This window comes from Vibrio penaeicida (genome assembly GCF_002933855.1).
GTDB classification, from domain to species: Bacteria; Pseudomonadota; Gammaproteobacteria; order Enterobacterales; family Vibrionaceae; genus Vibrio; species Vibrio penaeicida_A.
Map to the genome: position 1 here is coordinate 86,415 of NZ_BFAQ01000027.1, position 25,096 is coordinate 111,510.

Here is a 25,096-nt window from a genome sequence, read left to right on the forward strand (position 1 = left end):
AGTGCCACTGGTAAAAACTCAGACCACGAAGGTATTTGAACAAATCATTGCTACGCCATCAATTATGGGTTGGAAACTAGCCCCACCCTGAGATCTTTAGCTTCATAAATTACCTCACCATTGTGTAGCACAAAACCGTCGGCTATTCCTAGAGGCATCGGCTTCTTGAAAACGCGTTTAATATCAAGTTTATACTGAATACTACTCGCATCTGGAAAAATCTGGCCTGAGAATTTTACTTCACCGACTCCAAGCGCTCGTCCTTTACCTTGTAGACCTGACCAGCCTAGAAACACCCCTAATAATTGCCAAAGCGCATCTAAACCAAGGCAACCTGGCATAACTGGATCTCCTTTAAAGTGGCATTTAAAGAACCAGTGCGTTGGATCTATCAAAAATTCTGCCTCCAACATACCTTTGTTGTACCTTCCATTTCCTTTCGTTATTTTTGTAATCCGATCGATCATCAGCATCTCATCACTTGGAAGGGTTGCATTTCCCTTACCGAAAAAGCTCCCACCAGACATCTCAATAACCTGTTCTTGAGTAAACTGCATTGTTAAATCCTTATGATTAAACTGCTTTTTTACTCATTATTCCTTACTGTGTATTGGAAAAATCGGACATCATTTGAGAGTGCAGCCCATTAGGGGTGTTCGACATAAAGCGTCTGTAGTCATTTGTAAAATGAGATTGGTCGTAATAGCCAAGTTCGAGTGCAACTTCGGAGAGAGGGGATTTTGAAAGCCAAGTATTACGGCATGCGCACTGTACCCGAATAGTTTGAATCATTGCTTTGGTGCTTAAGCCTGTGTGTTTGCGGAAAACACGATTGAGCTGTCGCGCGCTTAGATTCACTTTCTCGGCAAGAGTTGAAACTAAAATACATCCCTTATTCTCAAAGATTACGTTCACAGCCTCGACAAGTTTTGAGTTTTGGTTTGGTGAAAGCCTTTGAACTAGCCAGTTATCACAAATTTTTGCTCGTTCATCAAAACCTGCCTTCTGATAAATCTGTGTATGTAAGTCTCCTGTCTCACGACAAATGGGCTCATTAGTTCTTGGTTTAGTTGTGATATTTGGAAAGCGGTCAATTGTGAAGCGCTTTAGCATGCCAGGGTAGAAACGCACTCCAAAATACTGACCTGATTGCTTAATATTTACTTCGAATGACTCTCTGCACACTCCTAAGATCGTTACACCACAAGGTGAAATATAAAAAGCTTCCATTCCGTCTGGAACTACTTTGTACTTTAGTGGACCTTGAGTCGTAACTTGTAAATATGAGTAAACAATACCCTTTAGTTCATCACAAGGGGGGCACTCTTTTATTGCGATATTTTGACTCGCTGCAATCTTACTATCTAATTGCGGCTGAAATGGCTCGTATGGATTAATAGGGCTGTCCATGCAGAAGTACCTTTAAAAGCTGACTGGTCGTCCTTGTTTAATTAGGCTACCGCTATTAGGAAAAATAAGTCAAATGTATCTGCATGCTTAAAGAGATGAAATAAGCGCCAACTCAATTCGGGGAAAAAACGAGTGAGGCAATCTGTAGATTAGATTTCGTTGCTTTACTTAGGCCTTCTGTACGGAGCAGCTGAATCGCGGTCTATTGATTGAACAGCATTTAGATTGTCGATTGGCACCTTTAACCATCTATATCCATCATCGTTCAATCAGCTTTCATACTCACCTAATAATGTTACTCGTAGACTTTATGCGTCAGAAGGTATTTTCGTAACTCATTAAATAGAGCAAATTGAGCTCGCTGGATCAGCAATTGAGAAAAAGTTTTAGTGGCTTGAAATTGGATTAGGAAAGGAGGCTGATGCCTCCTTTTTTGATAAAAAATGTTTTTCTATCAAAAGCTTAAGTTAATTAGGCAGATAATGGAGAACTACCCCATAAACCGCAATAGCAAATAAGCTGGCAACTGTCTCTATTGAAATTCTAGCCGCACTGGTTCCCGTGCCTAAATAAGATGTTTCTAAAACAATGATATTAGCAGCAGGCGGAAGGAGGCATATCAAGAAAAGCCATAACATCTGCTCGCTCATTATGTGTGCGTCAAATTGCAAGTAGGTTACCATTACTATCAATAACGCCACTCCCAATATGAGAATACGAAAAAGATAAGTCTTGGTATAAGTCAAAGCGTCGCAACGTTTTAAAGTAGTCTCCGATAACCAAATACCCAGTACCATCATCCCAAGAAAACTCATGAGAAACTTGCTTACCTGATAGATTGAACCAGCGTAGCTTTCAACCCAATGATTAAAGGGGATGAGCAAACAGCCAACGACAAGTGCAACAACAGGAGGCGACCTAAATATCGTTGTATAAGAGCGCCCAGTTTTAGAAAGGAAATTGGCTCCAATAGAATTGCCAAAAATTGAACTACCAATGTAGACCGCCAATACAAATCTAGCCGCCTCTTCCCCAAACAGCGTATGGGCAATGGGTAGCCCCAACCAACCTATGTTCAAATAACAAAAACATAGGCTCCGCACCGCATCTTTTCCGAAACGTTGTTGACCAAAAAATAATATTAAGGTGATAACAAAAGTCAGTACTATCACCCACACCATTTGTTCTAAGTGGAGTGAGATATTCCAAATGATGACCAATGGGATAACCAATTTAGTCAAAATTTGGGATGCTATCACTTTAAGGTTCAGACGCGTTTTCCCGACGCAGAAGCCAACAAGTAGATAAATAAATGGCATAAATGACATCATGAATAATGGGTCTCTTTACTTAATTCTTCTTTGATGGTTTTGCCCGTTGGGATACAGCATTGTTTATCCTATCAACCAGCAACTGGAACTACTTGGTTCTAAAGCAGAAACCGTATTCTATAAAATACAAACACATATGCAATAAGTAGATATTATTGTGCTGGAATATTTATTCGTTCTCGTCGTCACAACGTTCCATCACACCACATAAACAAAAGGAGGCAATTGCCTCCTTGTCGTATTACGGTTTGGGTACCACGCGAATCGATAAATACTCATCTTCTGGGATTGATTGAGCGAGGCGTTGAATGTCTTCTACTGTGATCGATTTTAAAGCGTCTATGTACAGCACTTCATTTTCCACTAACTCAGGTTGAGATTGAGCAACCGACGCTACATTTAACCAGTATCCGTTGTATTGTGGCTTTTGAGCCAACGTCTCAAGAATCGGAGCTTTTACTCGTTCTAGCTCTTCTTGGCTAATGGGTGCTTTTTGGAGCGCTTGCCAAATTTGTTGGTATACGGCTTCTACTTTCTCAACATCTTTCAATGCGGTGCGGCTTTCGATATTGATATAACCAAAGTCTTTTAACCAATTCGATTGTTCTAGGTACACACTTGGGCTGTAAGCCACTCCCATTTTCTCACGTATGGTCTCGGTCACCTTGCTTTGAAGGACACTATGAAGAACGCTATATCGAATGTTCCGCATAAGATCTGAACCATCGGAAACCTTCCAATATGCGGAGATGATGGCTTTCTCTGCATCACCAGTATGAAAAAGTGTTACTGGCTCCGTTTTGAATGTAGGCAAAGATTGAGTGAATGGCTTGGCAGGCGCTTGCGCGTGTATGTCTAGCGCGCCAAAAGTATTCGCTACGTAGTGGACTGCCTGTTGTGGACTAATATCACCGACTAAAGAGATCTCGACGGGGCCCTTCTGAATGGCCTTATCAAGCACAGATTTAGCGTCTTTGATGTTAAAGCCACGGACTCGTTCGAGTGAGTGAACACTCCATCGCTTGTCGTCGCCATGGAGAATGGCAGAAGATTGTCTACCCAGCACGCTGCTTGGCTCGCTTTCATAGCTAGCGAGCAAATCTGCATAGTGGCGCACAGCTGATTCCCAGCCTTCTGCGCGATACCCGTTATCGGTCAGTAATGCCGCGCTAAAACGCAATTGATCGAATACATCTAATGAGTCCAGCGCAGCTTCGCTAACAAAACTACCTAATTGAACGTTAAGTGAAGCGGACAACGATCGACCGCCAAACATCTCTTGAAGCTCATCAGCGGTGTGCTTTTTCACCCCACTCAATACAATTGCGGGCCCGAATACGCTCCCAATAGGTGCGTTATATCCATTGAACCCCAATACTCCTTGCCCAAAGTTAATGGTTAAGTAGACCGTATTTTTTTCTAAATTAGTCGGCTTAACATTCAGCATCACACCATTATCAAATTGATAGCGCTGTATATCACCAAATTGGGTTGGCTTGAGTTCGGTAACCTTACCAGCGGGGCCAAAGTCGGTATAGGCGAAAGTTTGGCTTTCCTGTTCTTTGTACGGTTCCACTTTCTCCTTTTGCATGGCTTGATAAGCTTCCAACATTTGCTTATTGATGTTAGAAGGAGCACTTCGATCGTCTAAATATAAACGTGCTGCGCTGTCTGACCAATGGGTTTGGAATGCGCGGTTTACGGACTCGACAGTGAGTTGCGATTTCATCTCTGCAAACAATTGACGTACCGTACGTTCAGACACCAAAGGCTCACCTGAGTCCAAGGCACTCACCACGCGGTTAGACAGCGTGGTGTTATGGGTACTGAAACGCTGTTCTTCTTCATTCTCAAGCGCACGCTCGTACGACTCGATCTGACGTTGAATCTCTCGTTCACTGAACCCAAATGTTGTGGCTTGCTTTAGGGTATGATTCAAGGTTCGAAGCCCGCGTTGCCATTCTCCTTCATCGGTGATCACCGACAGGTTGCGAATGCGGACGACACCTGATTGCCCTTCCAATGACGCACCAGGGTATCGAAGTTTGCCATCTGCGTCGTTTCGCTCCACCGTCTTTTTAAGGCGGTGATTGAAGGCTCTCAAAGCGATGATTTCATTCAGGTAATCAAGATGCTGTTTTTTCCCATATGGCGCATTGTCTTTTGGGGTGATGAAATTGAGCCCAATAACGATATAGCGATTTTTTGGATCAATATTGGCGTACACTTCCGTTTTTTTAGGTAAGGAATAGGTAATGGTTGGGTCCACAATCGCTTGCCCTGACGATTTTGGTTGCCAGCTTGCAAAGTGCTCTTGGACTTTTTTCATCATTTGATGTTGGTGGATTGCACCAGATACAACCAATGTGGTGTGTTCAGGGCGGTAGTAGCGCTCGTAGAATGACTTCAGCGCATCCTGATTTATCTTGCTTATGGAAGATTCAGTGCCGATGGGCAATCGCTCATAAACATTTGACTCACCCAACAAATATTGAATCCGATCTATGTAGCGCTGCTGTTCTCTAGTCCCCCGAACTCGGCGTTCCGCTTGGATAACACCTCGTTCGCGTTCAATTGCGCTTGGGGATAGTGTCAACTCAGACGCCGTTTCACGAAGTAAGAATAAGGCCGTTTCGATGGCTTCCGGCGTGGCTTTAGGTAAATCCAGCTCGTATGTGGTGTACCCAAGATCGGTCGAGGCGTTTGTGTCGGCACCAAACGCAAGGCCGTGCTTTTCCAACATGGGGATCATCGCCCCTTCTTCTACATGAGTAGAGCCGTTAAATGCCATGTGTTCTAAAAAATGCGCTAGCCCTGAATAGGGTTGGGGGTCTTGTTGAGAGCCCGCATCAATGTACATCTGTATCGACATACTCTGTTTTGGTAAATCGTTGTCGATCATGATGACTCGCATGCCATTATCGAGCTTAGTTAATTGAACAGTTTCGTCCGTGGGAATGTCGGTAGGCGTATACCACAAAGCATCATTTTGTTGCGAGGAATGCGCAAAAAATGAACATGTTGCGAGTAGCAGCAAAGCGAAAGGCTTACTAGTTTGTGTAAACATAAATGTCATTTTCTAAGTATCTTTATTAATTATAAGAATAGGTCGACTGTGAAAATATCGATTGGTTCAATAGAAGTCGAGAGATTTACCCAGACATGAGCAACTATGAATAGAAATGAAAACTTATGAACAAAACAGCACTTTTGTTTAAAGCTTATACTCAAACCACCTCAAGGTGCTTGGTTTAGCGAGAATTGCTTTAGTTTAGTGGGGAGCTTATTTATTTGATTCGGCATTCAATTTCGACATCCTTTTTTGCAGCTCCTTCTGAAGAAGGTTGGCGGCATAAGGCTTCATTGATTTCCATTTCTGGCATTCTTCTCGCGTTCTGCCGCATCCCAAACACCAGCCCTTGGTGCCCGAGAAATCGCACATATCGATACAGGGGCTTTTTCTCTTTTTCATTGCTTTGACCTGACCATCATTCGTTGGTGCTATACCATAGCTTAAGAAGAACTTGCTCAACGCTCTCTTCAAGAACTCGAAGACGATTAAACTCTTCGAATAAACGCTGTTCTAGGTTTTTAAAATTCAGTGGCATTGTACGCTGACAAATACCATAGCTGCTATCCGGCGTTTTATACCCCTTCCAGCTACTTATACGCTTTCCTTCCAGCTCCATAAATTGGCGAATAAACTCAGATTGTGACGGGCAATCCTCTTCAGCGTGCATGCATACAGGGAAAGATTTCTGCTTTATTTGGGGCGCTTCGATAAACGTTTCGAAATGGATCCCGCCTTGATTTTGATTAAACCAAGTCTGTTTGTAGAGCTGAAGGTAGTTCCCGCGGTTATAAATTTCCCAGTCGTCATCAAACCAACTTGCTTGTCGGAGCATTTTTTCTAAATTGCGAAACACACCTTTTATATCTTTCATACCACTCGTTCTCGTTTACAGCTTGAGTACAAATTAACCCAACACTTTGTAACAATATAACATAACAACTAAAAGCATCAATAACGAAGCACAAAGGAGAGAATCCGCTCTATGTCCTGCACTTGTGATCACTCATTCGTTAGATCAGTGAATACGTGACGCCCATTCAATTTGAACAAAAAGCAATCAAAAATAATTGACATTATCATTGTCGATATGACATTAATGATGTCATGAAAAAGACAAAAGAACTGTATGAATTGATATGGGCATCGCGTCCATTGATGCAAGCGGCTGAAGAGGTCGTAGAAAAGGGGCTGGCAGGAACTGGGTTGACGGTTCGAATGCGTGCTGTGCTAGAGATCCTATACATTTATGGCGGGTTAACGGTACCAGAAATAGCGCAACGGCTTGATATCAAGCGACAATATGTTCAGGTCATGGTGAACGACACAATTGCGTCTGGAAGCACTGAAAGAGTCCCAAACCCTCGACACAAGCGTTCTAGCCTGATCACGTTAACGGAGTCTGGTCGAGATGTTATTTGTCAGGTAATACAACGGGAGCGAGAACTGCTTGATGGTGTGTCGAGCAACCTATGTGAAACCGATATTACCTCTGCTCTATCACTTGTTAGGCATCTCATCAAGGAACTCCAAACCAAGAGTAAGGACGAATAATGATAATACAATGGCTGATCGTTCTTCCTATTGTGGCTGCGTTGTTATGGCTTGCGAACGGTATACGCTTAATCGGAACCGTCAGTAAAGGTTATCCAATAGGTCATCGCCCCAATACCGCTGTATTAATGGTCGATCTTCAAACTGTGTTTTGGGAATCAGACCAATTCAGTGAAGACGCTAAATTAAACGCTCAAACAGCGATCTTCGATGAAATAAACAACGCAAAAGAGCATGGGTTTCCAATCATTGCGATACGACAAGAATGGTCTATTTTGTCAACACAAGTGTTGTCACGGTTAACAATGGGTGGGGCAGCCATTGCAGGAACGAAAGGGACGGAAGTCGCCGAGCCTTTTTCCGATCTATCAGATCATGCCCTAGTAAAGCGTGTACAAGATTCATTTGAGACAGGCGATTTAGATAAACTGCTAGAAGAACTGCAAGTTGGCACACTCCGAATTGTTGGCTTAGATGCAAGATTCTGCGTTGATAAAACCGCAAAGGCGGCTCTTGGGCGAGGTTATAACGTCGAACTTATTGAAAAGGCAATACTGGCTGCTGAACCCAAAAAGGGAAAAGAAGTGTTGAAAACCTTAGCTCAAAACGGCGCTGTATTGAGATAGAACCAACACCGGTTTTGTTTTAGTCACACCTTCAAACCGAAAACAAAAGCTCGCTTTTACAGAGGGGTTATCATCTACAAAGGCTATCACCTACAGAAGCAATCAACTTAATTTGTCCGGTTTCATGGTGAGGTAATGTTCGGTGCTGCCCCGGTGCCAAGTTATTAAATACGGTGCTTAAGATTTGGAGCGTATCTCCATGCGACACCAGCAAAATAACCGCGCCTTGATGAGATTCTTCCAATTCCAGTAGAAGGCTCCATGCTCGGTCGCAGACGCTTTGAGCGCTTTCAACATCGTTGTCGGTCTGTGTCGATGACTCTCCATCTTTTGCCCATACCTTTTCATAGGTGTCTGAGCTTTTACCTTCCCACGTACCAAAAAAGCGTTCCCGTAACCGAACATCGACTTTCGAACTCGCAATACCGAGTGTACTTTTCACCGTTTCAGCGGTCTCAACCGTGCGTTTAAAGTCGGAATGCACCACCAGCGTAATGGGTTCGCCCGAATAGGCGTTGGCGGAAGTGATGGCTTGCTGCTTGCCAGTCTGTGTTAAACCATACTGAACGCAACCAATGGTTGGATCACTGACCACAATACCTGCAACATTGGCTTCACTTTCTCCGTGACGCATCAAAAGGTATGTATTTCTAAATTCGAGCATTCCTTTCCCTTTTGTAAATGATTAACCACACATTTTCATGCGGACTGAGTCTGTTGTCCACACAAAAAACCAAGCCTAAATTACCCTTAAATAACAGCTAGTTAAATAAATTAGACTGCTATTCTCTCTTAGCCAAATGATCCTATTATTCGTGACGTTGTTGTGAACGGCAGATGTCATTTCCTTTAACTTACCCATTATTGAGCGTTTGATCAATAAACGAACAATAAAATGCTCAAACACTCATTTTTTGTTGGATTAATGTTAAATCCATCATTATATTCAGACGAAAGTGGAGATATGAACAAATATGAATCACGACCCAAAAATCACAAAGAAAACCGATATCCGACGCGAACTCATCATCGAAATGACTCAGCAGGAAGGGAATGTTTCTGTTGAAACCTTGGTAGAAGTATTAGGCGTATCAGCCCAAACCATTCGGCGAGACATCAACCACCTGTGTAACGAAAACCGCCTGCGTAGACGACACGGTGGCGTTGAACGCTTCGAGCAACCGCTCAATACGCCTTACGACCAAAGAGCCATAACAAACCATAACGAAAAAAGAGCGATTGCTGTGGCGGCAGCAGACATGATCCCAAATGGTTCTACGCTCTTTATCTCCATCGGTTCCACACCTGCGATGGTGGCAGAAGCGCTTCACGATAAAACCGGCTTAACGGTGATGACCAACAACCTGAATGCAGCGATGGCACTGAGCAGCGAATTGACCAATCGCGTGATTCTTCCGGGTGGGGAATTACGCCTCCCCGACCGAGACATTTTGGGTGACGACGTACTGACCTTCTTCAACTCCTATCGAGCGGAGTTTGGCATTTTTGGTGTCGCTGGCGTATCGGAAGATGGGGGTATGTTGGATTTCCACGCATCCGAAGTGCGTGTAAGGGAAGCCATTCGCACGCATTGTAAAACGTCTATTTTGGTGATGGACAGCACTAAACTCAGCCGGATCGCCCCTGCTGTCGGTGGCAGTATTTTTGATGTCGACCAAATCATAATGAATCAACATCCCGGTGAAGACGTGACCGCACTCAGCGAACGTGTGGGCGACCGTCTTAAGCTCGTGGGAGGCGCATCATGAGCGAACATCCTTTTGTCGAGTTCGACAATATTGGCAAACGATGGAACGGTCAACTCGGTGTTGAAGATATCTCATTCAAAATTCCGGAAGGATCTTTTGTCGCCCTTCTAGGTCCATCGGGCTGCGGTAAGTCCACCACATTGCGTTTGCTTGCGGGGTTAGAAACACCCGATATCGGTCACATCGTTATCGATTCACGGGACGTGACGGAACTCGCCCCTGCATCTCGAAATTTGTCGATGGTTTTCCAATCTTATGCCCTCTTTCCTCATCTTTCTGTGGCAGAAAACGTCATGTTTGGAATGAAAGTGCGCAAAGTGCCAAAACTAGAACGTGAAGAAAAGTTAAATAACGCGTTAGACATTACGGGGCTGATTGGGTACGAGCAAAGAAAGCCTGGGGAATTGTCTGGTGGGCAACGCCAACGTGTTGCGCTAGCCAGAGCGATTGTAGCAGGTCAGCCACTCTGTTTAATGGACGAGCCGCTGTCTAATTTGGATGCAAAGCTTAGAAACTCGGTTCGTAGAGACATAAAAAAGCTGCAACGAAAGCTGGGAATGACCGTGGTTTACGTTACGCACGACCAAACCGAAGCCATGAGCATGGCAGACATCATCATACTGATGAAAGACGGGCGAATCATGCAATCGGGTACCCCTCAAGAATTGTATAACGAACCTCAGAATACGTTTGCCGCTGAATTTGTCGGCGCACCGCCAATGGCACTGGTTTCTGCATCCGCATTAACGGGCTTTGAACACGCAAAAACTGTGGGTATCCGAACAGAGAACATATCTATTTCTGGTAACAACGAAAGCATTCCCGGCAACAACACACGCGTTTCCGACAGCGGAAAAAACCGCTTAACCTGCACGGTCTCGGAATGTGAATACCTCGGTGTCGAAACCCACATTAGTTTGAATCACCCAGACGCTAAGGGACTGGTGATTAAATTGGATGGGCATTCCTCGCTGAAAGAAGGAAGCACCGTGAATATCTCATTCGAAGATAGTGCGCTCCACCTATTTGATAGTAATGGGGACCGAATGTCCGATACGGCATCGGCTCAGTAAATATCAGCCTCAGCATTACACGCTGAAGTTGTTTTATCGCTTGCTGCACGCAGCTAATAAACCAATGGTGAAACTATGAAGTTCTCTACATTCCTAGGATGGGTTTTAACTGGCATGGTCGCTGGTACGAGTCAGTCAGTCATGGCCGAAACCGAGTTAAACATGTATTACCCAATAGCGGTCGGGGGGCCGTTAACAAAGGTGGTCGACAAAATGGTGTCTGATTTTGAATCTGAAAATCCGGATATCAAAGTGAATGCGATTTACTCCGGTAACTACGATGACACGCGAGTGCGAGCACTTTCTGCTTTGAACTCGGGCGAGCCAGCACAATTAGCCGTTATGTTTTCAATCGATGTGTATGACTTACTTGACCAAGATCTGATCACACCTTTTGATGACATTATGAATGACAAAGAAGATCAAGCATGGTTAAACGATTTTTATCCAGCGCTGATGGAAAACGGCCAGGCTGAAGGGCAAACATGGGGTATTCCTTTTCAGCGCTCTACCATTGTGGCGTACTACAACAAAGATATGTTCCGCAAAGCTGGGCTGGATCCTGAGAAGCCACCAACATCATGGGAAGAGCTGGTCAAAATGGGGAAAGCTCTCACCAACGATGACACCTTTGGGCTGATGATTCCGTCAACGGGTTATCCATACTGGATGTTCCAAGCTCTTGCGATTCAAAACGGCAAAAAGTTGATGTCCGACGACGGGTTAGAAACCTACTTCGATGATCCATCTGTTGTAGATACGCTCAAGTTTTGGAAATCGCTATCTGAAGAACACAAAATCATGCCTGAGGGCACGGTGGAATGGGGCACGTTACGTCAGGCATTCCTTGAAGGAAAAACAGCCATGATGTGGCACTCGACGGGCAACTTGTCTGCGGTGAAGAAATCAGCATCCTTTGATTTTGGTGTGGCCATGCTGCCGGGGAATGAACGTTTAGGCTCTCCTACTGGAGGAGGTAATTTCTACATCTTTAAAGACACAACGGATGAAGAAAAAGCGGCCTCTCTAAAACTGATCAAATTCATGACGGCCCCAGAACAGGCTGCGCACTGGTCTATCTCGACAGGCTATATGGGCGTATCAAAAAGTGCGTATGAAACGGAATCATTGAAGAAATACGCAGCTTCTTTCCCACCAGCTTTGGTTGCACGTAATCAATTAGAACACGCGGTTGCCGAGTTTTCGACGTATGAAACGGCGCGAGTCCGTGAAGGATTAAACAATGCGATTCAATCTGCGCTTACGGGAACCAAAACACCAGAAGCGGCATTGGAGCAGGCACAGAAATCTGCCAATCGACTGCTAAAAAACTATCGCTAAACGCGCTTTATTATAAAAGTTTTGGCTAAAAAAGCTGTCGTAAACGGTTGAATACTCAAACAACCTCAAGATGCTTGGGTATAAGCACCAGCAATGTGTTGGCTGGTGCTTACTTCGCATCACTATAACTGAGTGTCGCTCCGCTAGGCATACAAGAAGTACAACCTAAACGAGCGCATTCACAATGAACTATGCAGATCACTCTATGAATCAATACGCCGCAATGGAAAAACGTAGGCAGCACCTTTATGGGTGGTTTTTGCTAACGCCTGCTGCCATTTTGCTAACGCTGTTTGCTTTTTATCCCTCTATAGCGACATTTTGGTCCAGCTTATTTTCCAAAGGAACCCGTCGGAAGCCGTCTGAGTTTTCGGGCTTGGAAAATTATGTCGATCTATTTAACGACCCAACATTCTGGATCGTTGTAAAGAACAACCTTTTTTACGCGGGTGTGACCATTCCAGCATCCATCATCATTGCTCTGATAATGGCGTTATGGGCGAATTCAAAAATGTCGGCAACGGGCTTTATTCGAACGGCTTATTTCACGCCAACCGTATTGCCAATGATTGCTGCGGCGAATTTGTGGCTGTTCTTTTACACGCCACACCTAGGGATTTTGGACCAAATAGGCGCATGGTTAGGCTTTGATTCCGTAAACTGGCTAGGTCGCCCAGACACCGCGCTTTGGGCTGTTGTTATCGTCACCATTTGGAAAGAAGCCGGCTTTTTCATGATTTTTTATCTGGCGGCGCTTCAAACCATTCCAACGGATTACAAAGAAGCCGCCGACATAGAAGGCACCAGCCGCTGGACATACACAAGGCGCATTGTGTTGCCTCTTCTCATGCCAACAACTCTGTTTATTGTGGTGAATGCCATGATCAACTCCGTCAAACTTATTGATCATCTGTTTATTCTCACCAAAGGGGGCCCGTCCGACGCCTCCAAGCTGATTCTGTACTACATCTGGGAAATGGCGTTTGCCTTCTTCGATGCACCTCACGCGGCGGCTCTGACCGTTATGGTGTTGATTGTTTTGGGTATCGCGGCTGCGGTGCAATTTCTGTATCTCGATAGAAGGACACACTATCAATGAGCACGCATTCTCCAGCATTCGTCCCTAAACGCCTTTTTACCGACAAAATGGCGGATTATCTCGACTCATTTGGTGCGATTCTTCTGGCCATTGTATGGATATCGCCTCTGTTGTTCGCTTTTTTTGCGGCATTTCATACCACGTCCGATGCTGTAAATTTCAACCTGTTTTCAAGTTGGACACTGGAAAATTTCCGGTTCGCTTGGGAAGGTGCACCTTGGATACAGTACTTCATCAATACCTTTTGTCTTGTCACCATCGTGCTGATTGGGCAATTTATCATTACCACCTTAGCGGGGTTTGCATTCGCGCAGATATCTTTTCCGGGCAAAGATTTTGTTTTTATTTTGGTCTTGCTTCAGTTGTTTATTCTTCCTGAAGTACTGATTGTTGAAAACTATGCCATTACATCGAAACTCGGGTTGTTTGATACGATTTTGGGCGTCGGTATGCCTTACATGGCCAGTGCATTCGGTATATTTTTGATGCGTCAGTCGTTCAAGTCTGTGCCAGTAGAATTGCATGAAGCCGCAAGTGTCGAGGGGTGCTCAACATTTGGCATTCTGATGAAAGTTTACGTGCCTTTAGCCAAGCCTACCTATTTAGCGTATGCACTCGTTTCTGTTTCAACGCATTGGAACAATTTCTTGTGGCCACTTATCGTCACCAACTCAGACGATACTCGCCCGCTAACGGTAGGGTTATCGATTTTTGGTGCACCTGAAAATGGGGTGGATATTTCGGTTATCTCGGCGGCAACCATGATGTCTATCGCACCATTACTCGTTGCGTTTTTGATTTTCCAACGTCAGTTTGTTCAAGCATTCTTGCGTGCTGGTATTAAGTAAAGGAACTCTTCTGATGTCACGAATTATCCAAATCACCGATTTACACCTTGCCGCCCAGCCAAGCAAAGTTTCCGGCGTTCTTAATACGCATGAAATCTTTGAAAACGCAGTGCAAAAAATAAAAAACGATTTGCCCATGCTAGGGAAAATCGACGCGGCGCTCGTGACAGGAGACATCTCTGACAAGGGGGACCTTTCCAGCTACGAAGCATTCAAATCCATCATCGATCAGCTAAAACTCCCCTATTTATTGATACCGGGCAATCACGATAAAAGAGAGCCCTTAAGGCAGTGCTTTGAACATCATCAATACTTGCCTCGTACTGGTGAACTCAACTGGGTTCACCCATTGGCCGACTTTACGATAATAGGGTTAGACAGCACGATCCCAAACTGTGGCGGGGGGGAGTTAACTCAGAAGACGCTCTCGTTTCTATGCAACGCCTTAGAGCTCGAGGCAGACAAACCCATCTTAATCGCCTTACACCACCCTCCATTTTTGTCTGGTATTCAGTTTATGGACAACATTCGGCTCAACAACTCAGAATCCTTTGCACGGATTCTTGAACAGTCGAAGCAAGATATTCGCATTGTGTGTGGTCACCTGCACAACAGTATTGTCTGTGATGTTGGCAGGGCGACCGTTATCTCCTGCCCTGCTGTGGCAAGCGCGTTTTTAACTGACTACCGAGAAACAGCCGAAGTTGGGTTTGTAAAATCCACTGGGGGCTATATGGTGCATGATTGGAATAACGGATTTCGCAGCTCATTTATTTCATTAGAACAAGCCGAAGAAGTGCACCCGTTCTAACGCGTTAAACAAAAGAAAATATGAGCAAACCAGCAATGCCGAGCTTATTTATTCATTCAACGTTGAAATAAAATTAAAATGCAATAAGACACATAATATGGAAAATTTCATATATGCAACTCAATAAATAAACAACCTCTGGTTCTTTATTTATTAATTAGCGCTTTGCTAAACAGATAATTTTTTCAAAACTCTTTAGAAAATCCATCCTTCTATATTTACTTAGAAAAAATATTTAGTTAGAAAAATCTCAATAATTCAAATGGATATTCGTTATTTAGAATAGCAGCATTACATAATATTCGTTTCTTCAATCTTTTTTACTGAACTATTTTCTCATCTTCAATGTCAGAATTCTGTAATGGTACACGTGATGTCTTGTGTTTGATCTCAACTACACTTCTTGTTGTATACCCAAGTGACCTATAGATGCAGGATTCAGAGCCTCATATTCTGTTTCGGTTCAAGGAAAAGAACGCAGTGGAATGACGCATCCTTTCCAAGTTCTTTGACGATGAAACGGGACAGAATATGGGCTCCCAAGGGCGAGTTTAACTGGCTTTCATACTGCGTTACCGATTCTTGATTTAGAGTGACTAGATCTTCATATCGGTGCCTTGTTTGAAAGCCAGTTCAAGCTCGCTGAACCAAGCATCTAGAGGCTACTTGGGTATATACCCATTCGTTTTATAACTACCCATATAGTTTTGGTATTGAAGTAAGGAAAATGCCCTATTATGAAATCTGTAAGCCGAAGAGGCATAGTTAAAGGGCTCGTAGCATTAGCTGCGCTGCCTATGTATTCACGAAGTGCTGTATCTGCAATGTTTACCCCCAGTGCCACTGAGGGACCGTTTTACCCTCGATCATCCATGCGGTTTCCAGACATCGATAACGACTTGGTAAAAGTGTCGAACGCAGTAAAAGAAGCCGGTGGCGAGATCATTCACCTGAGCGGAAGAATACTGTCGAAAGATGGGCAGCCACTGGCGGGACACAGAATCGAAATATGGCAATGTGATGTGAATGGCAAGTACTTACATACTGGTGACGACAGAGACGTTAAGTACGATACAGGGTTCCAAGGGTTTGGACACGATATCACTGATGCCGACGGCAACTATCATTTCCGAACCATAAAACCCACGGTATACCCGGGAAGGACACCACATATTCATGTAAAGGTATTCGATCAGAAACGAGAGTTACTGACGACACAATTCTATATTTCTGGTGACAAGCGCAATCAGGCTGATAGCATTTATCGCCGTATGTCGAAGAAAGAAGCCGATAGCGTTTCTATGGTATTTAGCCAAAACAACGATAGAGTTGAAACTCGCGTTGATGTCGTAGTGTGATAGGTGAGATACGGTTCTATACCCAAGTGACCTCAAGGTGCTTGGGTATATTAATTTATAGCGGTACGCTTTATTACAATTAACCCTATCCGGCACGTAACTCATAGAAATAAAAATAACAAACCATCCATTTAAATTCATTCCCTCAGAAATCACCTGAACCAAGATCTACTATTGATAATTATATTTTCAAGGATCTGTTTTAAGGAAAGGTCTGTTCTTTCAGTCGCTTCTAACCTCTAGTATCGAATTGGGCAATCCAAGTTATATTAGCTTTCCCAGTTCTCATTGATGTAAATAGAATAAAACTGGTATATATCCATCTTGGAAAGCCTATTCAATTTCATTATAATTGTGGAGCTTAGCTTTCCTATGAAAAATACAAATCATTGTTGGTATTTATTATTTACATTACTGTTCTTTTTTAGCGCTTCAACATACGCTGATTTACGTGTGGCGTCATTCAATATGAACGGGAGAACAGAGAAAATTCCAGACTTCAAAAAATTCCTAAGTGGCGAGGAGGTAGTTGTTCTACAAGAGGTCAATGACATTCAGAAGACTCGTGACCAATACTCTGATTACCCTTATGTATATACAACAACCAATTCAACGACTGCATCGTCCTTTAATGTTAAAACGACCAGCATCATGGTTTTGTCTAAAGTCCCTTTTAAATCCACCTACAGTGAACTCATCCAAACTGATCCAGCGGTAGATAAGTGGGAACGCAATGCTCAGCATGTCGTGCTAAATATTGGCGATGGCAACACTATAGATTTATTCCACTATCACAATACGTTTAATTTTCATGAGAATGGCAGCCAATGGGAGCGAACCGGAATGCGTAAGTTTGCTACTTGGGTGAAAAACAGGCTCAATATTTCGGACTTTTCGAGTGCAAGAAACGTGGTTCTTACAGGTGATTTTAATGTGTATCGCCATCATGCCGCACAGGATCTTCCATCTTTAGAGTGTTCGAATGAATGGGTTGATTACGTCTGTTCTTCGATTCAGGTTTTAGCTCAAGGTAGCTATGATTCAGGAGAGCCGATTTCTGATCACAAAGCAGTATGGGCTACATTAGATACAACCCTAAATATTACCAATGCAGTCGGACCTAAAGTTCGTATTTTCAATAAGCAGCAAGGGGAATACCTATATGCAGCCGATTTTTCACCATTTGATGCCGATCGTCGTCGAGTATTCACATGGATTCCGGGCACACCTGTCACAAGTGGAGAATGGCGGTTAGAAGATATCGGGAATGGAATGGTCCGCCTATTTAACATTCATCAACAGGAATACCTCTACGCCGCTGACTTCGCACCTTATGATCAAGACAGAAGACGTGTATTCACATGGCGACCAGGTCACGCACCCGTTCAAGGTCAATGGAAAATTGAAAACATAGCCAATGGTGAGGTACGTATTTTAAACACCCATCAAAATGAATACTTGTACGCTGCTGATTTCCAACCTTTCGATAACGACCGACGTAGAGTGTTTACTTGGCGCCCCGGCACACCAGTCACCCAAGGCTCTTGGGTCATTGAATACATAAATTAGTGACAGAGTAAAAAATGAAAAAGTGTGTGGCGAAGACAGCTTCGCCACCATTTTCGCTCTTATTGGCAATTTGCTTCTTTTATGATGGCATCGATACGTTCTTTGTTTCCGATTTGCCAAACTTGCGCTGCTTCTTCAATAGTGAGGGTATGCGCATCCAGCAATGACGCCGCAAGTGCCAAGTCGGAGTTGGATAGCTTGAATTGACGAACAATGACGTCTGTATCAATACCCTGATCTTCCAATATATTCGCTAAGGCATGCGTAAGTACACGCTGGCTGGCCCAATCAAGCTCTATTAAAGTTACGGGTGCTGTCAAAAGTGAATTAGGCAAAAATCTCAACACAAAAGTACAAATCAAAAGTACAAATCAAAAGTACAAATCAAGCGCTTCAAACTGGCTCTCACGGTGTTTTCTCGTAGATAGACTCTGCGGGCTAAAGATAGTCCAAATTACCTTATTTTGGGTTCGCTTTAATTGAATAATCGAAATAATATCAGATATGTTATAACATCATGTTACGCTGACATTTTTCACTTATTCATTTCTAAAGGTTTATCCATGGTTTCCACCCACATCACTATTCTGCACGGCTTTCTTGGGTCGGGTAAAACGACCGTTTTGCGTAATATTTTGGCGCAATCTCAGATGGCTGAATATGTGCCTTCAGTGATCGTTAATGATATGAGCGAGCTAGACGTAGATGGCGTGTTGGTCATGAATACTGATGTGGTGAATGAGAGCCATGGCAATTTCGTCACCATCAGTGGCGACAGTGTAAGCAGCCCAGAAGGCATAAAAAAGCTAGACAAGGCACTTAACCAATTGGTTCAACAGGCACAGCCACCGTGGATCCTGATTGAAACATCGGGTAGCAGCCACCCTTTACCTTTAGTCGAGTATTTTAAAGATCACGCTCTGTTTTCTTTAAAAGGCGTAGTCACGTTAGTCGATGCGACATGGTTGCGCGACGACTATTCACTCGCAAAAACGCTCATCCCGAAATGGCAAGAGAACTTGCAAAAAGGAGATCGAGGCATAGAAAATCTGCTTGTGGAACAAATTCTGTTTTCAAACCGTGTTTTTCTCACTAAAGCCGATCGATTGGATGAGCAATCAATCAAAAGCATTGCCGAAGCTTTGCATCCGCTTAACCCTTACGCCTCCATTGTGAGTACATCTTGGGGCAATGTTGGGATTGAGCAATTTAAAACCATTGAAGACTACAATTTTTTCATGGTGCAACAACTGGCTGATGAGCTGAGAGACGGTGTTAATGCACCACTTACCCTGTCTGGGAAACATAACCAGAAGATCGTAGCAAAAGTGATGAAAGACGACCGCCCCTTCCACCCTCAACGTTTATGGCAAACGTGCCATAGCTACCTGACACAAGGCGTATTCCGCAGCAAAGGTTTCTTTTGGATGCCAACGCGAGATGACGTTTCACTGCTTTGGAGCCAAACCAACGGCAGTGTTGGTCTTGAGGTGGTTGGGTTTTGGCGTGAGTCGGTAAAGCATGATGACACTCAAAACTTTACCCCTGAGCAACTTGAAATTCTGCAAGCCAAAATCGATAGCGTAGACAGCCGTTTCGGCGACCGACGTTGCCGCCTAACGGTGATTGGACAAAGCGACGAAGCCGATGCCTTTATTGAGGCGTTAAATCGCTGTTTCTTGACCGATGAAGAGCTCGATCACTGGAAAGACGGCGGAGAATTTGACGATCCATGGCCAAAGAAAGTGGCTAAGGTTTAAGCCGCCTAGATTCAATTAAAGAAAGTCAAATATATGGGTAATGCATAACATTACCCTTTATTCTCAATCTCTAACAAGACCTTACATTCACTTGCCAACTTATCCATCACCCACTGAATTTTATGTTCATCCTTTCTGCGTTTTTCACATATAAGATACAGTGACTCCCTCAACGATTGGAGATCAAATTCCGGTAAAATGATAAGTGATGCCTCACTACTTTTGAGTAAATAAAGAGGTAGCAACCCTATTCCCATCCCTAACTGAACCGCTTCCAGCTTTGCTATGTTGCTCGATACGCTGAGTACATCTAACGAATCAATATCAACGTCGGATTTAGCAAACAGCGTTTGCCATTCTTGCTTACCATGTGATTGTGCAATCAGAGAGTGCTGCGCCAATTCCGATAAACCCTTAGGCGTCCCAAAGCGTTTAATATACGCATCGCTCGCTACCACAAATTTTTCAACTTCGCCTATGTATACACTGTGAAAGGTATTGTCTGGAATCCCATAATTGGTGGCGATATCAATTTTGTCTTCAAAGAAATGTTTGCTGCTGGCATTTTCTTGGATATGAAGCGTGAGATCGGGATATTGCTGTCGCAATTTGGCAATAACAGGCAAAACAAATTTAATTCCCAGTGAAGTTGAAGCCGACACCGTAAGTTCAGCGCTGCTCGGGGACACTTGCTGCAATCCATCTAACTGAGAAGACAAACGCCCAAAACTGTATGCCACCTCCTGTGCTAGCGACTCCCCTTCTGCAGTTAAGGCAAACTGATGTTTGTTTTTTCGATTGATAAGTTTAACGCTCAGCACTTGCTCCAATTTTCGTACTTGAGTACTCACTGTGGACTGGGAAATACAGAGCTGTTCGGCGGCTTTGGTGAAGCTGCCTGTTTGAGCAAGTGCATGGAAATATTTAAGAAGCGGCAGTGTTTTCTCAATCATCATTCAATTTATAGATAATTAATATATTCTTTATCTATTTTTATCACTTCACTGCCTCCGATACAATTTCTGCGTATTCAACTTTCAGGAAAACCGAATGACGCTCGACATTCGCTACGCACTTCATCACGCCATTAACATCGGCACAATCTGTATATTCGCCCCCGTGATTGCATTGTTTTGTCAGCACAAAGGTATGGATCTTAGTCAAATTGGTGTTTTCTTTGGGGTCTACTTTTTGGCGATCATTTTATTTGAATTACCTTCCGGCGCGTGGGCGGATCGCTTCGGTAGATTGAACGTATTTATGCTAAGCAAAATGTTAGATTGCCTGAACTTTGCCTTGCTGTTTTATTTTGATTATATCCCCACCTTGTATGCCGCATCATTTGTAGGTGGTATCGCTCGCGCCATGGGTTCTGGCGCAATGGAAGCATGGTATGTTGACGAGTTAAAAAAAGTGCGCCGCTATCACCTGATGCCCAGTTTGCTCAGTAACGCACATGGTTGGGCGTTAGTAGCAATGGCTTTTGGTGCGATTAGCGGAGCGGCTTTGGTTGCTTTTAACCTTCAAATACCAAGCAATAACTCCCCTTATCAGTGGGTGCTTGTCGTTGCGTTCATAATGCACTTGGCTCTGGGTATTTCCGTCCCCTTTTGTTTCCATGAAGGTGAGATAAAGCAGACGACTCGGAACGAAAGATCTGATGTAAATGTCATAAAAAAAGTATTGATGGCTTGTATTCAGCATCCAATACTCAAACGTGTTCTGGGCTTACAGATCATTCACGGCTTTTTACTCTCAAGCATTCAAACTTACTGGCAACCACAATTGCTTACTATGTTGAGTGAAAAAACGGATGTATTCGTATTTGGCTGGGTATCTGCGCTCTTTTTCTTTTCTGCCGCTTTGTCTGCGGCATGGATAAAGCGTTCACATAAAGGTTTATTGAACAATAATGGACGTCAGTTACTTGGGATTTTTGGCGCGTCTTCTGTGTTGGTTTTGCTATTAGCAACCACGAACTCTGCTCTGTTATTCATTGTGGTCTATTTGTGCTTTGGGTTCGCTATTTTTGCCATCAAGCCTTTGCTCGCCATTCTGATGCATCAATACATAGAAGATCATCAGCGTGCGACTGCGTTATCCATATTATCGCTCGCACTGAACCTAGGTGGTGTCTTAGTCGGATTAGCCCTAGGCCCCATAGCAGACAGTGCCGGTGTACGTGCTGTGTGGGTTATTTCAGGGGTAAGTGGGCTCATTTTTGTCGCCCTATTACTGCGCGTTGAAACCAAATAACAGATTAAGAAGGGAAACATTCGGATTTTACGTAGGTTGCTCACCTAGCGGTTCCAATGAGTATAAAAAACCAACCCCCTGATATCGCTGATCTAAAATCACAATATCTCGTTTATCTTTTCGAATAGGTTTATGCCTTTGATAAAAATCGTTGTTTTTGGCACCGAGAAATGTCCAAACTATCATGCTAGTTTTTTTACTGCTCATAATGACCCCTTTCACCTCAGTTATGAGTTTGCTTCCTATCCCAGCTCCTTGAGCACGAGGGCAAACGTACAAACTGTTAAGTTCACTCATGCTCCTTTCCTCGCAATCTTTTCCCGCTGCGTAACCTTGAATTACTCCGTCACGCTCAAACAATATTGCAAAGCCAGCTTCACGTTCAATATCAGCCATTAACTTGGAAGCAAACCAATCCAATGTAAAAAGGGAAGCGACACTAGGGGAAACCATATGAATCAGATCCTCTTGCCAGGCTCTGAAGATCAAATCGGCTATGGCAGGAATATCTTTTGCTGTTGCGATTCGTATCAAAGCTTACCCTTAGAAGGTGCAAGCTCCATTGTAATCAGTTCATTCTCTTCTGAAATAACAACAGACATAAGATTCCTTTGTACGTTTATGATGTTTTGGGGTGGAACTTCTTGGTCATGCCGTGTCTACTTTTTTAAAAAATAAGTTATAACAACTTTTCCATTCGTTCTAGATCCCAGACATTTTCTTTGAAGTGCATGGCTTCTTTTTCAATCGAAACGGTTTTAAACCCAAGCGACTGATACACCTTTTTTGCCCTTTGGTTATGGCTGAACACTGCAAGGCTGAGTTTGTTACAGCCGTAATCATTTTTGGCCACACCGGCAAGCATTGTCAGAATGGTTTTTGAAATACCTTTGCCACGAAACGAATCCGAAACAAACACCAAACAAATACGACAGTGCGTTTCCGACTGTCGGTTGAGTTCAACAAAACCGGCTGCCTGCTCACCATATTTTATTAAGAAAGGGATAACTTCCGACTGCTGGCAGTGCTTGTGCAGTTGTTCATAGGTAAGTGGATACTGAAAAGTGGGGCCAGCCCAAAGATAAGTTAGCTCTTCTGATACTATCCAATCAATCAGATGCTCAAAGTCACCTTCCGTAAAAGGGACAAGCGAGCAATGTATTTTTTCCATACCGACTCAAACTCCTGAATTAGGGGGGAAGGAAGGTAAACTTGAGTATAACCGTTTCCATCCTTTCCAATATACTCGCAAAATAGTTGTATCAAATAGCTTTGATTTTATACATTTTTCATCGCGCTGCTGTACATTTTCAACATACCATCTTTAGACAGAATTCGATTCAGGAAAACGTAGAACTTGTTGTCTAGAAATGGAATCTCTCTGAAGCGCCCTTTGAACAAAGCATCCAACCCTTTCTGTGCGACTTTCGTTGGGCTGACTCTATATTTTGCCGCAAATGTCCCCGTGCCAGAGCTCGACTTGTCCTTGCCATCGAAAGTAAAGAAGCCTGTATCTGTTCGCCCCGGTGACAAGCAGGTGATGTTCACACCTTTGTCTTTCATTTCTACTGCTAAGGCTTCGGTAAAACTGGCAACATACGCTTTGCTGGCCGCATACGCAGCCATATAAGGCTGAGGCTGGTAAGCAGCGGTAGACGCCACATTCATTAGGTATCCTTTGCCTTGTTTTTCCATTCGTCTGGCAAAGTATTCACTCAAAGAGGTCAGCGCTAACACGTTGACCGACACCATTTGCTGTATTTGTGCTGATGTGTGCTCGATATGCGCACCATACAAACCATAACCAGCGTTATTAATGGCAACATCGATGGGGTTGGAATAGGCTTCAAGCTGTTGAATCACCTGAGCATGCGTAGCCGGATCGGACAAGTCAGCGCAAATGGTTTGGCTAACGCCTTCAATTTGGCGTTCGAGTTCTGCCAATTTCTTAGGGTTGCGTCCGTGAACGATCAGTGCGTAGCCTTGCTCAGAAAGAGACTTTGCAAATTCGAAACCAATGCCAGATGTTGCGCCTGTGATGAATGCCGTTTTCATAATGTTGACCTCTGTTTTGTCTGTTGAGGTCTTCATCCTAAAGTCTCCCGTATAGGGGAGAGTCAACACCTATTTACTAAAAAATTATTGATTAATATTTTCCAATAGGCACTGATTGTAATGTTGAACGCTGATTTCTAGCTCGTCCATTTCCTCAAGTCTTTTTTCCAATTCCGCTTTCTTAATGAGAATGTTGGTGCGCTTTTTTTGCAGTTCGGCTTTCAGTAAGTCCATCGGCACCAAGCCTTCCTGTGATTTGGCTTTCGCTATGGTTCGAAGCTCCTCCAAAGTAAACCCTAGCCCTTTTGCAGCTTTTATCATGCCTAGTACTTGAACATAACTGTCGTCGTAAACTCGGTATTTTCCATCGCGTTGGGGCGATTTGATTAACGCAATGTCTTCATAATGTCGAATCGCTTTAACGCTGACTCCAGTCTTTTTCGATAACTCTCCAATATACATTGTGCTTTCTCCTCCCTGATGTGTTGCAAGAGTGTAAGGAAACCAAACTAAACATTCTCTAAATATCGTAGGAATTTACAATGTAAATTAGAAAAACTCGAGCGATAGGAATACCGCCCGAGTTTCAGCATCAATTAAGTTCTGAGTTCTACTTAGATTTGAATCGACTTCACCATGCCTGCTTCGTAGTGCCCAGCAATGTTGCAGGCAAACTCGACATTGGTGTCTCCATGAAAGTGCCACGTCAATTGTTTCGCTTTACCGGGCTTAACCGTCACTGCACTACCCGAATCGTGAGCATGTGCGCCTTGCTCTTTCATCATGGTGCGATGTTTTTCCTGCTCCGCAAGTGAACCAATCGCAAATTCATGATCGATCTTTCCAGTGTTGATCACCACAAACTGAACCACATCATTGGGCTCGATATCCACTTCTTTTTTAAACTTGATGGTCATGTCGTCGCTTAAAATAACGTGCACCACTTTGTCTGGTTTCGCCCCTTTGGCAGGCATGCCTACATCCGACATGCCTTCCATGTTCATCATATTGGAGTGGTCCATCTTGCTGTGATCCATTTTGGAATGATCCATCTTAGAGTGATCCATCCCTTCAGCTATAACGCCGGATGCAACCATACTAAGAGCCAGTGCAATGATTGATTTTTTCATCTGAATTTCCTTCTATTTCGAATTGAATTTGAATTT

Annotated in this window: 26 protein-coding genes; 12 read left to right on the top strand and 14 right to left on the bottom strand. The window is 43.7% G+C overall.

All coding sequences use genetic code 11. The features are described from left to right. Positions 1 to 62: 62 nt before the first annotated feature. From fabA to VPNCDNU1_RS15725, 6 genes are all read right to left on the bottom strand, one after another. On the bottom strand, positions 63 to 557 hold the full coding sequence (gene fabA / locus VPNCDNU1_RS15695; protein WP_104401194.1) for a bifunctional 3-hydroxydecanoyl-ACP dehydratase/trans-2-decenoyl-ACP isomerase: 495 nt from the start codon (positions 555 to 557) through the stop codon (positions 63 to 65). Positions 558 to 600: 43 nt separating this feature from the next. Further along, positions 601 to 1,410 carry a helix-turn-helix domain-containing protein gene (locus VPNCDNU1_RS15700; protein WP_104401195.1) on the bottom strand — a complete coding sequence of 270 codons (810 nt, stop codon included), beginning with the start codon at positions 1,408 to 1,410 and terminating at the stop codon, positions 601 to 603. Between the two features lie 467 nt (positions 1,411 to 1,877). Next, the gene (locus VPNCDNU1_RS15710; protein ID WP_104401196.1) at positions 1,878 to 2,741 is read right to left on the bottom strand and encodes a permease; all 864 of its coding nucleotides are present in this window, start codon (positions 2,739 to 2,741) and stop codon (positions 1,878 to 1,880) included. A gap of 241 nt (positions 2,742 to 2,982) precedes the next feature. Then, the gene (locus VPNCDNU1_RS15715) at positions 2,983 to 5,808 is read right to left on the bottom strand and encodes a M16 family metallopeptidase (protein WP_167404812.1); all 2,826 of its coding nucleotides are present in this window, start codon (positions 5,806 to 5,808) and stop codon (positions 2,983 to 2,985) included. A 216-nt stretch (positions 5,809 to 6,024) separates the two neighbouring features. Next, positions 6,025 to 6,213 (bottom strand): DUF1289 domain-containing protein, encoded by a 189-nt coding sequence (locus VPNCDNU1_RS15720; protein ID WP_101110598.1) that lies wholly within the window; start codon positions 6,211 to 6,213, stop codon positions 6,025 to 6,027. A gap of 16 nt (positions 6,214 to 6,229) precedes the next feature. After that, positions 6,230 to 6,685 (bottom strand): hypothetical protein, encoded by a 456-nt coding sequence (locus VPNCDNU1_RS15725; RefSeq protein ID WP_104401198.1) that lies wholly within the window; start codon positions 6,683 to 6,685, stop codon positions 6,230 to 6,232. Between the two features lie 233 nt (positions 6,686 to 6,918). On the opposite strand from VPNCDNU1_RS15725, the gene VPNCDNU1_RS15730 reads away from it, so the two are divergent. Together VPNCDNU1_RS15730 and VPNCDNU1_RS15735 are read left to right on the top strand one after the other, a co-directional pair. Further along, positions 6,919 to 7,365 (top strand): MarR family winged helix-turn-helix transcriptional regulator, encoded by a 447-nt coding sequence (locus tag VPNCDNU1_RS15730; protein WP_104401199.1) that lies wholly within the window; start codon positions 6,919 to 6,921, stop codon positions 7,363 to 7,365. Continuing rightward, a complete protein-coding gene (locus tag VPNCDNU1_RS15735; protein ID WP_237324149.1) occupies positions 7,365 to 7,991 on the top strand; it encodes an isochorismatase family protein in 627 nt (208 codons plus the stop codon). Before VPNCDNU1_RS15730 ends, VPNCDNU1_RS15735 begins: the two co-directional genes overlap by 1 nt. A gap of 70 nt (positions 7,992 to 8,061) precedes the next feature. Here VPNCDNU1_RS15735 and VPNCDNU1_RS15740 read toward each other — a convergent pair whose 3' ends face one another. Continuing rightward, positions 8,062 to 8,655 (bottom strand): histidine phosphatase family protein, encoded by a 594-nt coding sequence (locus VPNCDNU1_RS15740; protein WP_104401200.1) that lies wholly within the window; start codon positions 8,653 to 8,655, stop codon positions 8,062 to 8,064. A gap of 310 nt (positions 8,656 to 8,965) precedes the next feature. On the opposite strand from VPNCDNU1_RS15740, the gene VPNCDNU1_RS15745 reads away from it, so the two are divergent. The 8 genes from VPNCDNU1_RS15745 to VPNCDNU1_RS15780 all read left to right on the top strand — a co-directional run bounded on the left by VPNCDNU1_RS15745 (position 8,966) and on the right by VPNCDNU1_RS15780 (position 17,859). Next, positions 8,966 to 9,760, top strand: coding sequence for a DeoR/GlpR family DNA-binding transcription regulator (locus tag VPNCDNU1_RS15745; protein WP_104401201.1), 795 nt, complete (start codon positions 8,966 to 8,968; stop codon positions 9,758 to 9,760). After that, positions 9,757 to 10,833 carry an ABC transporter ATP-binding protein gene (locus tag VPNCDNU1_RS15750; RefSeq protein WP_104401202.1) on the top strand — a complete coding sequence of 359 codons (1,077 nt, stop codon included), beginning with the start codon at positions 9,757 to 9,759 and terminating at the stop codon, positions 10,831 to 10,833. Before VPNCDNU1_RS15745 ends, VPNCDNU1_RS15750 begins: the two co-directional genes overlap by 4 nt. Positions 10,834 to 10,908: 75 nt before the next feature. Next, positions 10,909 to 12,174: an ABC transporter substrate-binding protein gene (locus VPNCDNU1_RS15755; RefSeq protein ID WP_104401203.1), complete on the top strand. Its 1,266-nt coding sequence runs from the start codon at positions 10,909 to 10,911 to the stop codon at positions 12,172 to 12,174. Between the two features lie 184 nt (positions 12,175 to 12,358). Beyond that, positions 12,359 to 13,273 carry a carbohydrate ABC transporter permease gene (locus VPNCDNU1_RS15760; protein WP_237324150.1) on the top strand — a complete coding sequence of 305 codons (915 nt, stop codon included), beginning with the start codon at positions 12,359 to 12,361 and terminating at the stop codon, positions 13,271 to 13,273. Next, positions 13,270 to 14,121, top strand: coding sequence for a carbohydrate ABC transporter permease (locus VPNCDNU1_RS15765; RefSeq protein ID WP_237324151.1), 852 nt, complete (start codon positions 13,270 to 13,272; stop codon positions 14,119 to 14,121). Before VPNCDNU1_RS15760 ends, VPNCDNU1_RS15765 begins: the two co-directional genes overlap by 4 nt. A gap of 13 nt (positions 14,122 to 14,134) precedes the next feature. Continuing rightward, complete coding sequence (locus VPNCDNU1_RS15770; RefSeq protein ID WP_104401204.1) at positions 14,135 to 14,932, top strand: phosphodiesterase; 798 nt, start codon at positions 14,135 to 14,137, stop codon at positions 14,930 to 14,932. Between the two features lie 737 nt (positions 14,933 to 15,669). Continuing rightward, a complete protein-coding gene (locus VPNCDNU1_RS15775; RefSeq protein WP_104401205.1) occupies positions 15,670 to 16,290 on the top strand; it encodes a dioxygenase family protein in 621 nt (206 codons plus the stop codon). A gap of 468 nt (positions 16,291 to 16,758) precedes the next feature. Continuing rightward, positions 16,759 to 17,859, top strand: a complete 1,101-nt coding sequence (locus VPNCDNU1_RS15780) for an endonuclease/exonuclease/phosphatase family protein (RefSeq protein ID WP_167404813.1) — start codon at positions 16,759 to 16,761, stop codon at positions 17,857 to 17,859. A gap of 59 nt (positions 17,860 to 17,918) precedes the next feature. Here the strand turns inward: VPNCDNU1_RS15780 and VPNCDNU1_RS15785 are convergent, their stop codons facing one another. Further along, a complete protein-coding gene (locus VPNCDNU1_RS15785) occupies positions 17,919 to 18,194 on the bottom strand; it encodes a hypothetical protein (protein ID WP_145959463.1) in 276 nt (91 codons plus the stop codon). 228 nt (positions 18,195 to 18,422) lie between these two features. Between VPNCDNU1_RS15785 and VPNCDNU1_RS15790 the strand changes: the two genes are divergently transcribed. Next, on the top strand, positions 18,423 to 19,619 hold the full coding sequence (locus tag VPNCDNU1_RS15790) for a CobW family GTP-binding protein (protein ID WP_104401208.1): 1,197 nt from the start codon (positions 18,423 to 18,425) through the stop codon (positions 19,617 to 19,619). A gap of 50 nt (positions 19,620 to 19,669) precedes the next feature. Here VPNCDNU1_RS15790 and VPNCDNU1_RS15795 read toward each other — a convergent pair whose 3' ends face one another. Continuing rightward, the gene (locus VPNCDNU1_RS15795; RefSeq protein ID WP_104401209.1) at positions 19,670 to 20,575 is read right to left on the bottom strand and encodes a LysR family transcriptional regulator; all 906 of its coding nucleotides are present in this window, start codon (positions 20,573 to 20,575) and stop codon (positions 19,670 to 19,672) included. Between the two features lie 94 nt (positions 20,576 to 20,669). On the opposite strand from VPNCDNU1_RS15795, the gene VPNCDNU1_RS15800 reads away from it, so the two are divergent. Further along, positions 20,670 to 21,875: an MFS transporter gene (locus VPNCDNU1_RS15800; RefSeq protein ID WP_104401210.1), complete on the top strand. Its 1,206-nt coding sequence runs from the start codon at positions 20,670 to 20,672 to the stop codon at positions 21,873 to 21,875. Positions 21,876 to 21,902: 27 nt separating this feature from the next. On the opposite strand, the gene VPNCDNU1_RS15805 is transcribed toward VPNCDNU1_RS15800, so the two are convergent. From VPNCDNU1_RS15805 to copI, 5 genes are all read right to left on the bottom strand, one after another. Beyond that, a complete protein-coding gene (locus VPNCDNU1_RS15805) occupies positions 21,903 to 22,409 on the bottom strand; it encodes a GNAT family N-acetyltransferase (protein WP_104401211.1) in 507 nt (168 codons plus the stop codon). 145 nt (positions 22,410 to 22,554) lie between these two features. After that, positions 22,555 to 23,046 (bottom strand): GNAT family N-acetyltransferase, encoded by a 492-nt coding sequence (locus VPNCDNU1_RS15810; protein WP_104401212.1) that lies wholly within the window; start codon positions 23,044 to 23,046, stop codon positions 22,555 to 22,557. Between the two features lie 107 nt (positions 23,047 to 23,153). Next, entirely contained in the window at positions 23,154 to 23,966 is an 813-nt protein-coding gene (locus VPNCDNU1_RS15815; RefSeq protein ID WP_237324152.1) for an SDR family NAD(P)-dependent oxidoreductase, read from the bottom strand. Between the two features lie 48 nt (positions 23,967 to 24,014). After that, positions 24,015 to 24,392, bottom strand: a complete 378-nt coding sequence (locus VPNCDNU1_RS15820) for a MerR family transcriptional regulator (RefSeq protein WP_101110282.1) — start codon at positions 24,390 to 24,392, stop codon at positions 24,015 to 24,017. A 152-nt stretch (positions 24,393 to 24,544) separates the two neighbouring features. Beyond that, positions 24,545 to 25,060, bottom strand: coding sequence for a copper-resistant cuproprotein CopI (gene copI / locus VPNCDNU1_RS15825; protein ID WP_104401213.1), 516 nt, complete (start codon positions 25,058 to 25,060; stop codon positions 24,545 to 24,547). Positions 25,061 to 25,096: the final 36 nt, after the last annotated feature.